Origin of the sequence: Cellulomonas chitinilytica, assembly GCF_016862675.1 — a bacterium.
Classification (GTDB): Bacteria; Actinomycetota; Actinomycetes; order Actinomycetales; family Cellulomonadaceae; genus Cellulomonas; species Cellulomonas chitinilytica.
This window is the reverse complement of record NZ_BONK01000007.1, coordinates 185,765-198,075: the sequence shown is the minus strand read 5'-3', so window position 1 is coordinate 198,075 and position 12,311 is coordinate 185,765. Positions and strand designations below refer to the sequence as shown.

Genomic DNA, 12,311 nt, shown 5'->3' with positions numbered 1-12,311 from the left:
GGCGCTCGCGCGGCGCGACGACGTCAGGCCGGAGGGACGTTCTGGTTCAGCCGGAAGACGTTGTCCGGGTCCCAGGTCCGCTTGACCTCCCGGAGCCGGGCGTAGGTGGCGTCGCCGTACGCCTTGCGCACCCCGGCAGGACCCTCCTCGGCGGTCGCGTTGACGTAGGCGCCGATGCTCCACGGCTCGAACGCCGCGGCGGTCCGCCGGCAGGCCGCGACGAGGCGCTCATCGTCCGCGGGGTCCTCCCACCGTGCCCCGACGTCGAGCTCGAACCGGGTGCTGCGGTGCGGGAAGGCGGTCGCGGCCGGGTCGACCCGCGCGATGGCACCGCCGTACGTCGTGAGGGTCACGACGCCGGCCTCGGCTCCGGCGTGGGCGAGGAACGCCTCGAGGCCGGCGTCGGGCAGGTCGGACACGTAGTGGTTCTTGCCGTAGCGGCGGAACCCGTGCCCCGAGGCGTCGTCGGAACGTCGTTGCAGGTCGACGTACGTCATCGCCTCGACGCGGGGGTCCGCCGGCCGGCCGAGGTCCTCCAGCGCCCGGACCAGCGGGGCGGCCTCGTCGGGCGGACCGACCCAGACGAACCCAAGGGTGAGCGGCCCCCCGGCCCAGACCGTCGCGTGCGCGGTCGCACGGGTCGGCAGGTCGTGCGCCGCGGCGAGCCAGGCGCGCAGGGCACGCAGGCCGGTCGCCGGGTCGAGGTCCACCTCGGCGGAGAGCGCCTGCGTGCCGACGTCGTGCAGCGCCAGGTCGAACCGGGTGACGACACCGAAGTTGCCGCCACCGCCCCGCAGCGCCCAGAACAGGTCCGGGTGTTCCTCGGCCGACGCGCGCACGAGGTCGCCGTGGGCCGTCACGACGTCGAACCCGAGCGCGTTGTCGCAGGTCAGGCCGACGTGCCGGGCCAGCCAGCCGACGCCGCCGCCGAGCGCCAGACCCCCGATGCCGGTGTGCGACACGATGCCCGCCGTCGTCGCGAGCCCGTACGGCTGCGTGGCGGCGTCGAGCGCACCGAGCAGCGCCCCGCCCTCCACGTGCGCGGTGCGGGCCCCGGGATCCACGACCACGCTGCGCATCAGCGAGAGGTCGATCATCAGCCCGTCGTCGGGCACCGCATGACCCGCAGCGCTGTGACCCCCGCACCGCACGCCCAGCGGGAGCCCGACCTCCTGAGCCACCCGCACCGCCATGCGCACGTCCTGCGGGCCCGCGCACCGCACCACGTACCGGGGGCGGCGGTCGACCGTCCCGTTCCAGACGGTGCGGGCCTCGTCGTACCCGGGCGAGCCGGCCACGAGGACGTCGCCGTCGAACCTGGCAGGCAGTGCTCCGGCCACGGGCATGCCCCTGACTCTGGCGTCCGGCGCGCGGTCCGGCAAGGGATGCCGTCCGTGCTCACCGGCGCTCGCCCACGCTCGCCGACGCTCAGGCCGCGTCCCACCAGCGCAGCACGCGCAGGGCCCGCAGGGTCAGCCAGCGGCTCGGCTCCCCCTCGGTGTCGCCGAAGCCGAACAGGGTCGGTCCCTCGTGCACGTTCTCGAGCGGCCACCGGCCGTCCGCGTCGGCCTTGGACCGCACCAGCGCGACGGCGTCGGCCAGGCGCGGGTCACGCCGGTCGGCGACGCGGAAGTGGTCGAGGCCGCGCAGCACGTCGTGGAACCAGCGGACCGGGAACGAGAGCATCGTCATCCGGGGGTCGGCGACGGTGCCGTCGGACAGCCGCCGGTACAGCCCCCGCTCGAGCAGGTACTCCTCCCCCGTGCGGCGGGCGTCCGCGACCGCGTCGGACGAGCCGCCCGCGTGCTCCCAGGCGAGCAGACCCTCGACCGTGCAGACGGTCGAGTGGAACGACGAGACCGCCGCGCCCGACTCGGCCCAGCAGTTCCAGCCGCCGTCGTGCAGCCGGCTGCCCACGAGGGTGTCGGCGATGCGGTCGCCGCGCTGGCCGAAGTACGCCGCCACGGCGAGCGCCACCCCGTTGATGCACGGCTCGGTCTCGCCGTCGAAGTAGGGCTCACCCGCGTGCTCCCAGCGGACGTGCGCGCGGACCAGGTCGACCGCGCGCCGCGCCTGCGGTGCGGACGGGTCGAGGCCCAGCTCGGTGAGCTGCTGGAGGGAGAAGTGCGTCGCGGTCCAGGCGTCGAAGAACGGACGGCGCTCGTCGGCCCAGCCGGGCCGGTACGTACCGCCGTCCCACAGCCCGTCGTCGGCCTGCTCGGCGAGGAGACGCGCGCCCCAGCCCTCGGTCGCGACGCGGGACCGTTCCGCCGCGACCTCGTCGGGCGGCGCGTCGAGCACGTCCCGCAGGACCTGCCAGCGGATCGCCGGGTCGGAGTCCAGGAGCCAGGCGGTGACGTCCATGCGTGGAGCGTAGGACGGCGCACCGACACGCTCACCGGCTGCGCTGCGCCTCACGGTCGGGGGCCGCGTCGGGGGCCGCGTCGGGGGCGAGGTCGGGGGCCAGGTCGGGGGCCGCGTCGGGGGCCAGCTCGGGGGCGACGTCGGAGGCCACGGATGCGGCGTCCACGGGCGCGAACAGGCGCACCAGCCCGACCACCAGCAGGGCGAGCCCGACCAGCACCACGACTCCCCCGATCACCAGCCACGGGGTGCCGGGCTCACCGCCGAACGACGGGTCGAGCACCGCGCTGCGCAGGTTCGCCTCCCGGGCGGCACCCCACACCACCACCCCGCCGACGAGCAGCACCAGGGCCCACGCGAGCGTCGGCGCGGACCGGCGGAGCTGCGGCGAACGCACGTCGGGAGTCCTGTCGTCCGGGCGGGTGGTGGTGGGCGGGTGGTGGTCGTGACGACGCTACCGAAGACCGCGACGCGTCCGACGGGACGTCAGGCCCGTCGGCCCACCGCGTCCGCGACCCACGCCCGCCACACCTCGACGCCTCGCCGCGTCGCGGACCGCAGCGCAGCGTCGTCGGCGAGCGGACCGGGAGCGGCGAGCGCGGGGTCGAACGGCACGCGCAGGACGTGCTCGTGCGGGGCGGGCGGCACGCGCAGGGGGCGGCCGTGGACCTCGGTGAGGACGAGGCACGACCGGGCGGCCAGCGCCGGGTCGGCCTCGCCCAGCGCCTCCAGCACGGTCCCGGCGTCCGCGATGCCGCGCGGCGTGGACGGCGCGACGACCGCGACGGCGAGATCGGGCGTGACGAGCTGGGCGAGCGTGGCGTCGGCCCGCAGCACGCCCGCGTCCCAGATCGCCGCACCCGTGTCCAGGGCCGTCGTCTCGACGCACCGCGACCGGGCACCCGTGTCCCCGCCGTCGGGGCCGAGCACCCACGGCGCCCCCGCCGCCGTGCCCCGCAGCCCGGTGTGGGCGAGGGCGACGAGCGTGGTGGCGCCGACCCCGCCGGCCGTCCCGGCGACGACGACGGTCCTCATCCGTCCTCCGGCAGGGGCGTCTGCGCGACCTGGACGATGAACGGGTTGGTGCCGCGCCGGACGAAGCGGCCCCGGCCGGGCGGGAACCGCTCGGCGTGCACCCGGCCGACGAGCGGCCCCTCCGACCGTTCCCCGGACAGCACCAGCGTCGACCCGCCGGTGTCGCGGGTGACCTGCAGCGACCGGGTGTAGAGCGCGCGCCCGGCCCCGGCGACCGGGCGGGTCACGACGAGGTGCAGCTTGAGGTCGCGCGCGCTCGGCAGGTACGGCAGCAGCGGCTCGAGCGGGTCGGCGCCGCCCGCCGCGACCACGTCGTGGTCGTCGACGAGCAGGACGATGCGCGGCTCCTTCGCGCGGGTCGCCGGGTCGCGGCCCGGCCGCTTGTCGAGCTCGGCGGCGATCGACGTCGCGAGCCCACGGGCGTGCTGCGCGGTGCGGGCGTGGGCGGCGAGGTACTCGTCCCCGACGACCGCCGGGACGTGCCCACGCACGTCGACGACGGCGATCGTCACCTCGTCGGACGTGAACCGGTCCTGCAGCCCGGCCGCGATCGTGCGCAGGAGCGTCGACTTGCCGGACCGGGCGTCGCCCAGCACGAGCAGGTGCTGGTCGTCGGCGAGCAGCTCCCACAGCGCGGCGTCCATGGTGTCCTGACGCAGGCCGATGGGGACGGTGTCGGGCTCGTCGAACCGGTCCGGCAGGTCGCCCGGGTGCACCACGCCGGGCAGCAGGCGGATCGGCGCCGCGCCCGGGCCGGACCACGACGCGGCCGTGCGCTCGGCGAGCCGTTCGAGCTCCTCGCCGACCTCGTCGTCGGGCACGACGTCGAGCACCGGAAGCGCGACGTGCGCGAACCGCTTGTCGTCGAGCAGCACCCGGCCCGGTGTGTCGGGCGAGATCGTCGCCGAGAGCTTGCGGTCGACGCTCGACTCCGCGGGGTCGTTGAGCCGCAGCTCGACCCGGGTGCCGACGAGCGACTGGTGGGCCATCCGCAGGTCGCTCCACCGGGTCAGGCCGAGCACCAGGTGGATGCCGAACGTCGCGGCGCGCTGCATGACGGCGACGAACGCGTCCTCCAGCTCGGGGAAGTCGGTGCGGAGCTGCCCGTACCCGTCGACGAGCACCACGACGTCCGCCGCCGCGAGCTCGGGCACCCGGCCCTCGGCGTGCCGGGCGCGCAGCTGCGCGACGGAGTCGATGCCGTGCGTGCGGAACGCGTGCTCGCGGGCGGCGAGCATCCCGGTGAGCTCCTCGACGAGCCGGACGAGCCGCTCCCGGTGCGAGCGGGTCGCGACACCGCCGACGTGCGGGAGGCCCTCGATGCGCGCCAGCCCGCCACCGGTGAGGTCCATGCCGTAGATCGCGACCTGCCGGGGCGTCGCCGTGAGCGCGAGCGACACGGCCAGCGTGCGGAGCACCGTTGTGCGACCCGACTGCGGCGCGCCGATGACGGCGACGTGACCACCGGCCCGCGTGAGGTCGAGCCGCCACGCCTCCTGCGACTGCCGCGCCGGGTCGTCGAGCAGGCCCATGACGACGGACAGCCCGCCCGCGGACCGCTGCGCCTGGTCGACGACCGCCCCGAGCCCCACCCGGTCCGGCAGCGGCGGCAGCCACACCGGTGCGACGGCCCGCTCGGGGGTGCGCAGCCGGCGGACCACCTCGGTGACGAGCGACGGGCCCTCGTCGGGCGACGAGGGGCGGTCGTCCGCGACCCGCCTGCCCCGCATCCCGTTGAACGTCGGGAGCACGAGCACCTTGCCCCCCGGCCCCACCGGCGGCGCCTCGGCACGGCCCGCGGGACCCGACACGTACCCGGCGCGGAACCGCGTGTACACGCTGGTGTCGACCTTGAGGTACCCGTACCCGGGCAGCGACGGCAGGTGGTAGGCGTCGGCGGTGCTGAGCACCACCTGCGACTCCGCCTCGCTGAACGTGCGCAGCCCGAGCCGGTACGACAGGTACGTGTCGAGCCCGCGGAGCTTGCCGGCCTCGACCCGCTGGCTGGACAGCAGCAGGTGCACGCCGATGGACCGGCCGATGCGGCCGATCTGCAGGAACAGGTCGACGAACTCGGGCTCCGCGGTGAGCAGCTCGCCGAACTCGTCGATGACGACGAACAGGTGCGGCAGCGGCGGCAGGTCGGGCCGCTCCGTGGCGCGCAGCCGCCGGTACGCCGTGATGGACGGCAGCGAGCCGGCGTCCTTGAGCTGCCGCTGCCGCCGGACGACCTCGCCGGTGATCGACGCCCGGGCGCGCGTCGTGAGCTGCGGGTCGTCCGCGAGGTTGTCCATGAGGCCCGCGAGGTGCGGCAGCGGCGCGAGCGGCGCGAACGCGGCCCCGCCCTTGTAGTCGACGAGGATCATCGCGAGGTCCTCGGGCGGGTGGGTGAGGGCGAGCGCGAGCAGCAGCGTCCGGAGCATCTCCGACTTGCCGGACCCGGTCGCGCCGACGCAGATGCCGTGCGGCCCCATGCCGAGCTGCGCGGACTCCTTGAGGTCGAGGTGCACCGGGGCGCCGCTGTCGTCCCACGCGAACGGCACCCGCAGGAAGTCGGCCTCGTCGCGCGGCGCCCACAGCGTGCCCGGGTCGAGCGTCTGCGGCCCCTCGATGCCGAGCAGGTCGTGCACCGACGGGGTGCGGTCGTCCTCCTCGTCGGGCGCGGTGACCTGCGCGGTCCGCAGCGCCGCGAGCACGCGGGCGACGGCCGTGAACACCGGCCCCGGCACGCCGTCCGGGTCGAGGCGCATCTCGGTCGTGGCGGGCGTGCCCGGCGCCTGCACGAGCAGGGCGCCGTCGTCGTCCAGCACGATGCGCACGTCGACGTCGTCGGGCTCGTCGAGCCGGTCGTCGAGCAGGTGCACGACGCTCACGCCGAGGGCTCGCGCGTCCGCGGCGGGGACGGGCAGCCGCTGCGCGCGGCGGCCGTGCGCGTCGTCGACGACGACGAGCCGCGACGCGGGCGTCCCCTCGCCCCCGGTGCGGCGTGACGCGCGCGCCTGCTGCGCCCGGTCGGCGAGCGTGCGGGACAGCACCCGCGACAGGGCGGCCAGGTCCGGGGCGACCCGCCGGGCGGGTACGGGCCCGTCGAACGCGTCGAGGTCGGCGACGTGCGGCAGCAGGTCGAACCCCGACCAGTCGGCAGCGCGCTCCGCCGGGTACGCGGCCGCCAGCAGCACGTCGTCGGGGCTGTGCGCGGCGGCGAGCTGCAGCAGGAGCGCCCGTACGAGCGGCACCGTCCGCGCGCGGTCGCCGACGACGGCGACGACCCCCGCACGGCGCAGGTCGACGGTCACGGGCATCGCGTCGACGTGCGCGAACTGCTCGACGACGAGCCCCACCTCGGCGGCCATCAGCGGGTCGTGCGGCTGCACGGGCGACTCGGGCGGCGGGACCGTGAGGTCGAACCACGGGACGGCCCCCGTGCCGACCCGGACCGCGAGGAAGTCACCGTCGCGCCGCCGCCGTTCCCACACCCGCGACGGGTCGCGGGCGACGTCGGTGAGCACCGCGGGCTCGGGGTGCAGCGTCGTCGCGCGGGTGCGTGCCTGCGTCGCCTCGCGGGCCAGCTCGGCCCGCAGCCGCTCCAGGTAGTCGAGGTACGCCTCCCGCCGTTCCCGGGCCCCGCGCGCGGCCCGCCCCCGCGCCGTGAGCGCGAACCCGACCCCGCCGATGATCGCGACGACGAACACGAGCGCCGCGACGACGAGGAACAGCGGCTGCCCGTTGCGCAGCACGACCATCATCACGACGGACGACATCGCACCCACCACGGGCAGCAGGAACTGCAGCGGCGTCCGGGACCCGCGGTCGTCCTCCTGCGGCGGCGGCGGGGCGAGCGTACGGTCCGGCGGCGGGGCGAGCGGGACCGTCGAGCGGGTCGGGCGGTGCACCACGGTGACGGTCATGACGCCACCCCGGCCGGACCCACGGCGGCGCCGGCCACGGACACCACCGCTGCGGCGAGCCGCAGCACGGCGACCCCGGTCGCGGCGCGCAGCCGCGCGGCCGGCACGGGTGCCGCGGCGCCGTGGGCCCGGTCGTGCGGCACCACGACGACCGGCACGCGCGAGAGCCGGGCCGCCTCCGCGCACCACGCCGCCGGACGCCCCCGGACCGCGCTCACGGCGAGCACGGCGGGCACCCCGTCGGCGGCGACCCGGCCCACGAGGTCCGTGCCGTGCTGCCACGACGAGCGCTCGGCCTCCGCGACGACGCACACGACCGAGCTGGACGCCCCGACCGCCCCGGACCGTGCGGCGCTGCGGGCACCCCAGTCGGTGACGATCACGTCGAAGAACCGGCCGGCCGGCCCGAGCGCCTCCCACCACCGCGCGTCCGGCACCGGAGCGCCGTCGACGGCGAGGTCGAGGCAGTGCAGCCCGCCGCCCGTCCGGGCGAGCCCCTCGACGGCCTCCGCGCCCGTCCGGGCCCCGCGCCGGGCCTCGTCGTCCGCCGGCAGGGCCGGCTCGACCGTCGTGGCCCCGGCGTGCCAGAGCAGCGACCGCCCGCCCGCCGAGGCGTTGACCGCGAGCACCCGGTGCGGCCGGCGCGCCGCGAGCGCCGACGCGACGAGGCCGGCGACGACCGAGCAGCCCACCCCGGCGGACACGCCCACGACCCCGACGCGGGTGCTCAGCGGCAGCGGTGCGCGCACGGCGCGGTCGAGCACGACGAGCTCACGGGCGCGGTCCGGCACGGCCGAGGCGAGCACGTGGTCGAGCACCCCCGCGGATCCGGGCCACGCCATCAGAACGTCCCCAGCAGGTCGTCGAACACGCCGACCATCGCCAGCAGGAGCGGGACGGTGGCGAGGACGGCCACGAGCTCGACGACGGACGCGCCACGACGCAGCCGGGCGGCGAGCGGCGGCGCGGGGACGACCCCGGCGACCAGGGCGGCGACGGCCACCAGGACGACCGCGCCGACGACGACCGCCTCGGGCTGGTCCGCGGCCCGGGCGACCACCCACCCGAGCCCGATCACTCCGGCAGCCGCCCACAAGGCCAGGCGCTGCGGCACGAGCGGCAGGACGCGGGCGCGCAGGACGACGAGCAGCACGACCGCGACGGCCAGCCACGACGACCACGTGCCGCGGTCGACGGCGAGCACCCAGCCGGTCACGGCGACGACGCCGGCCGTCGCGACGGTCGACCAGGTGAGCGCCCGGTACGTCTCGTCGACCGCACCCGCGACGCGCTCCCGGGTGGGCCGGCGGCCGGCGACGACCCGGTCGTCGAGCCCGTTGAGCCCGCTGAGGGTCATCGCGACACCGGGCAGCAGGCCGAGGACGAGCGTGCCCAGGACGGCCACGACACCGGCCGCGCCCGCGGGACCGGCCGGCGGCACCAGCACCAGGGCGACGACCACGAGGACGACGCCCGTGAGCGCCCCGACCGCGGCGGCCGTGCGGCGCAGCCCCACGCCGGCGATCAGCGCCACCGCGAGGCACAGGGCCGCCCACATGAGCAGCGCCGTGCTGCCCGGCGCCCGGTCGACCGTCTCGCGGGCCATCTCGGGCGCGAGCCCCACCCCCGCGCCGACGGCCGACGTGCCGAGGACCACCGCGGGGCCGGTCGCACCCGCCCGGGCCACGAGCGTCGCGAGCAGCACGGCGACGGCCGCGGCACCGCCCACGACGCCGACGCCCGCACCGAGGTCGGCCGTCGCGACCACGGCCGCCGTCCAGGCGGCACCGCCCGCGACGACGGCGGCGACGACCCGTCCCCACACGGGCCGCCAGCGGTCGGCGCGGGCGTCCTGCGCCCCGGCGACGACGTCGGTGACGTCGGCGACCTCGGGCGGCGGGGGCGCCTGGTCGACCCGCACGACCCGCAGCAGCGAGCCCTGGCCGACCTCCTGCTCGGCGAGGCTGCGTGTCGCGTCGACCTGCCGGCCGAGCACGTCGACGAGCGTCACGGGCCGCGCGCCGGCCAGCCGGTCCTCCGCGAGGAGCTCGAGGATCGACGGGAGCAGCGCGGCGACCGCCTCGTCGTCGGGCACCACGACCTCGGCCTTGCGGTGCGCCCCCTGCACCGTCAACCGCGTGTAGCCGCCGCTCACTGGTCCTCCTTCACCACGGTCATCGTCTCGGGGTCGACGGTCACGCCGCTGGCAGGGTCGGTGAGGTACCCGGTGGCGGGGTCGACGAACCAGCCGGTCCTCGGGTCCTGCCAGCGGCCGTCGGGCGTCCGGACGTACCCGGTGTCCTCGTCGACGGGGAACCCGGTCCGGGGGTCCACGAGCTCGCCGGTCCCGGTGTCGCGCAGGAAGCCGGTCCCGGGGTCGGTGACGAGGCTCTCGGTCTCGGGCAGCGGGTTCGCCGCCATGGCGGCCGTGAGCGACGCGACGGCCTGCTCCTGGCGACGGTCGTCGAGCAGGCCCACGACGAACGAGAAGCCCAGGCAGCCGACGCACGCGACGGCCGCGAGCACGACCGACACGACGAACCGCTTGACGTTCGTCGGCGCCTTGCGGCGCTCGTCGAGCGGGCCGAACAGCAGGGCGGCGGCGACGCGTTCCCGGTGGGTCGCCGTCGACTCGAGCAGGACCTGGTCGCGGTCGATCACGGCGCCACCTCGACGGCGGACCGGTCCGCGACCACGATCGTGCGGTCCCCGATCGCGAGCCGTCCGCCCACGGGGACCACGGCGGTGGCGCCCGGGACGAGCACCTCGAACGCGCCGCCCGGCAGGGCGACGGCCGTCCCGTTGGCGGACCCCAGGTCGGTGACCTGCAGCCCGGCCGGGTGCGGCGCGACCTCGACGTGGCTGCGGGACAGCGTGCGGCTGAGGTCGGTGACCCGGACGGCGAGCCCGTCGGGGCGCGACGGCGCGGGGTTGCGGCCGAGCACGGTCGGGGCGGGCACGGGCACGACCGCGCCGTCGTCGAGCAGGAGGACGACGTGCCCGGCGTGCTCGCCGGTCGCGGCCCACGGGTCGACGGACAGGGCCGGCGGCGGTGCGGGCGGGACGGCCGTCGGGCGGGGCTCGAACCGGAGCGGGTCGCCGCCGTGGCGCACGTCGACGGTGACGACGTCGGCGGCGAGCAGGGACCGGACGGTCGGCGGGAGCGCCGTCGCGCGGGCCACGGTCCGCAGGCCGAGCAGCCGCTGGGCGGGTGTCCGGCCGGTCCGCAGCAGTCCCGCGCCGCCGGCGGGCACCGCGACGACCAGGGCCGCCGCACCGAGCCAGAGGACGGTCGTCAGGCCCAGCGCGACGGGCACGACGACGAGGAGCACCGCGTCGAGCAGCGGCCAGGCCCGCCCCGCGCCGCCCGCGGGGGCGAAGGCGCCGAGGTCGACGGGCACGGGCGCCCGCGTACCACCCGACCTGCGCGCGAGGTCGGGTGCCTCGTCCACCGCGGCGAACGCCCCCTGGGGTGCCGTCATGCCGGCCGGGGCCTCGGCGGTCCGGCGAGCTGCATGATCACCGCGAGGTGCTCCCAGAGCCCGCCACGGTCGAGGCGCGCGGCATCGGTGGTGCCGCCGAGCGCGAGCAGCGGGACGTACCCGAAGCACTCGTCGATGCCCGGCACGCCGAGCCGGCCGACGGCCTGCGTGTACGGCCCGCGCTCGAGGACGCCGTCGAGCACCTCGTCCTTCTGCAGGTCCGCGAGCAGCAGCGCGGCGTCGAAGTGCAGGGTCTCGACGATCCCCCACCGGAACCGGACCACGTGGAACAGCGGCTCGATCCACAGCACGAGGTCCGCCAGCGCCGTCGCGAACACCGGGACGGCGGCCTCGGGCATGCCGAGGACGCCGTCGAGCATCTCGCGGGCGTGGTCCGGGTCCAGCAGACGGACGTAGCCGTCGCCGGCGAGCCCGGCCCCGTGCTCGCGCCAGGCCGCGAGGACCGGATCCGGCACGCGGCCCGCGTACCGCTGGATCGTCTCGTCCGCGATCGGCGCCACTGTCGTGAACTGCGTGAACGTCGGCATCTGCCCTCCGTCGACCCCCGTGGGACGGCACGACGCTACCGCGAGAGGCCGACACGGACCCCGCCGTGGGCCGGTCTGCGGATTTCGTCGCGTCCCGGCGACGCGATGCGGTCGAAGCGGGTGAATCTGCCCGCCCACCTGTGGCCTGCGTCACTCCTGATGAGGTGCGGAATCCGTAGGCGTCGGGCCGCGACGGGCCCGGGGCGAACCGTGAGAACGCCCTGGCGACCTCGTCCGGCGGCCCCTAGCATCGGGACGAATCGACCGTGGCCGTCCCCGATCGGCCACGCCGCAGACGTAGGGGGACCCATGAAGTTCGCGATGGAGGCCGACGCGCTGCAGGTGCTCGGCCGCAAGACGTCGACCGAGTCCGACGACCTGGCGCAGCTGGTGCGCAACCTGGTCGAGGCCGCCGAGCCGCTGGAGGGCACGTTCAACGGGACCGCGAAGGCGGCGTTCAACTCGTTCAAGTCCCGCACCGACGAGGTCGCCGCGACGTTGAGCAACGCGCTGGTCGGGATCACCGAGTCGATCGCGGGGCAGAACCTCGCGTTCGTCACGGCCGCCGACGAGGGCGCCGACGCGCACAGCTCGGCCGAGGGTGCCGCGGACTTCGCGGGCGCCGACACCACCAAGTTCGCGCCGCGCTGAGGGGGCTGACACAGATGACGAGCAACCAGATCGACCGCAACGACTTCGACATCGCGTCCTCGCAGTCCGCGCAGGCGAACTTCGAGCGGGCCGCCGCCGCCCTGGAGGCCGCCCTCGCCCGCCGTGACCAGGACGTCAAGGCCGCCCTGGCCGTCTACCAGGCGGACGGGGTCTCCGACCAGTACGCCGGGGTCGAGGCGCAGTGGAACGCCGCCGGCACCGAGGTGCGCGGCATCATCACCGCGATCCGCGCCTCGCTGGCCGACAACGACGAGATCGCCCGCCGCTCGCTGCAGCGCGCCGCCTCGTACATCCCGGGCTGA

Annotated in this window: 12 protein-coding genes; 2 read left to right on the top strand and 10 right to left on the bottom strand. The window is 76.6% G+C overall.

Annotated elements, in window-relative coordinates:
* Nucleotides 1-23: 23 nt before the first annotated feature.
* The 10 genes from Cch01nite_RS11905 to Cch01nite_RS11860 form a co-directional block, all read right to left on the bottom strand.
* The gene (locus Cch01nite_RS11905; RefSeq protein WP_203754125.1) at nucleotides 24-1,346 is read right to left on the bottom strand and encodes an FAD-binding oxidoreductase; all 1,323 of its coding nucleotides are present in this window, start codon (nucleotides 1,344-1,346) and stop codon (nucleotides 24-26) included.
* Between the two features lie 82 nt (nucleotides 1,347-1,428).
* Nucleotides 1,429-2,364: a hypothetical protein gene (locus tag Cch01nite_RS11900; RefSeq protein ID WP_203754122.1), complete on the bottom strand. Its 936-nt coding sequence runs from the start codon at nucleotides 2,362-2,364 to the stop codon at nucleotides 1,429-1,431.
* A 31-nt stretch (nucleotides 2,365-2,395) separates the two neighbouring features.
* Complete coding sequence (locus Cch01nite_RS11895) at nucleotides 2,396-2,761, bottom strand: hypothetical protein (RefSeq protein WP_203754119.1); 366 nt, start codon at nucleotides 2,759-2,761, stop codon at nucleotides 2,396-2,398.
* A gap of 89 nt (nucleotides 2,762-2,850) precedes the next feature.
* Nucleotides 2,851-3,399 (bottom strand): hypothetical protein, encoded by a 549-nt coding sequence (locus tag Cch01nite_RS11890; RefSeq protein ID WP_203754116.1) that lies wholly within the window; start codon nucleotides 3,397-3,399, stop codon nucleotides 2,851-2,853.
* On the bottom strand, nucleotides 3,396-7,307 hold the full coding sequence (eccCa, locus tag Cch01nite_RS11885; protein ID WP_203754113.1) for a type VII secretion protein EccCa: 3,912 nt from the start codon (nucleotides 7,305-7,307) through the stop codon (nucleotides 3,396-3,398). Before eccCa ends, Cch01nite_RS11890 begins: the two co-directional genes overlap by 4 nt.
* Nucleotides 7,304-8,149 carry a hypothetical protein gene (locus Cch01nite_RS11880; RefSeq protein WP_203754094.1) on the bottom strand — a complete coding sequence of 282 codons (846 nt, stop codon included), beginning with the start codon at nucleotides 8,147-8,149 and terminating at the stop codon, nucleotides 7,304-7,306. Before Cch01nite_RS11880 ends, eccCa begins: the two co-directional genes overlap by 4 nt.
* A complete protein-coding gene (locus Cch01nite_RS11875) occupies nucleotides 8,149-9,462 on the bottom strand; it encodes an EsaB/YukD family protein (protein ID WP_203754091.1) in 1,314 nt (437 codons plus the stop codon). The genes Cch01nite_RS11880 and Cch01nite_RS11875 overlap by 1 nt, the downstream gene beginning before the upstream one ends.
* Nucleotides 9,459-9,968 carry a hypothetical protein gene (locus Cch01nite_RS11870; RefSeq protein WP_203754090.1) on the bottom strand — a complete coding sequence of 170 codons (510 nt, stop codon included), beginning with the start codon at nucleotides 9,966-9,968 and terminating at the stop codon, nucleotides 9,459-9,461. Before Cch01nite_RS11870 ends, Cch01nite_RS11875 begins: the two co-directional genes overlap by 4 nt.
* Nucleotides 9,965-10,789 (bottom strand): FHA domain-containing protein, encoded by an 825-nt coding sequence (locus Cch01nite_RS11865; protein ID WP_203754087.1) that lies wholly within the window; start codon nucleotides 10,787-10,789, stop codon nucleotides 9,965-9,967. Before Cch01nite_RS11865 ends, Cch01nite_RS11870 begins: the two co-directional genes overlap by 4 nt.
* Nucleotides 10,786-11,337: a T6SS immunity protein Tdi1 domain-containing protein gene (locus Cch01nite_RS11860; protein ID WP_203754084.1), complete on the bottom strand. Its 552-nt coding sequence runs from the start codon at nucleotides 11,335-11,337 to the stop codon at nucleotides 10,786-10,788. The genes Cch01nite_RS11865 and Cch01nite_RS11860 overlap by 4 nt, the downstream gene beginning before the upstream one ends.
* A gap of 309 nt (nucleotides 11,338-11,646) precedes the next feature.
* Between Cch01nite_RS11860 and Cch01nite_RS11855 the strand changes: the two genes are divergently transcribed.
* A complete protein-coding gene (locus Cch01nite_RS11855; RefSeq protein WP_203754069.1) occupies nucleotides 11,647-11,988 on the top strand; it encodes a hypothetical protein in 342 nt (113 codons plus the stop codon).
* 14 nt (nucleotides 11,989-12,002) lie between these two features.
* Nucleotides 12,003-12,311 (top strand): hypothetical protein, encoded by a 309-nt coding sequence (locus Cch01nite_RS11850; protein ID WP_203754066.1) that lies wholly within the window; start codon nucleotides 12,003-12,005, stop codon nucleotides 12,309-12,311.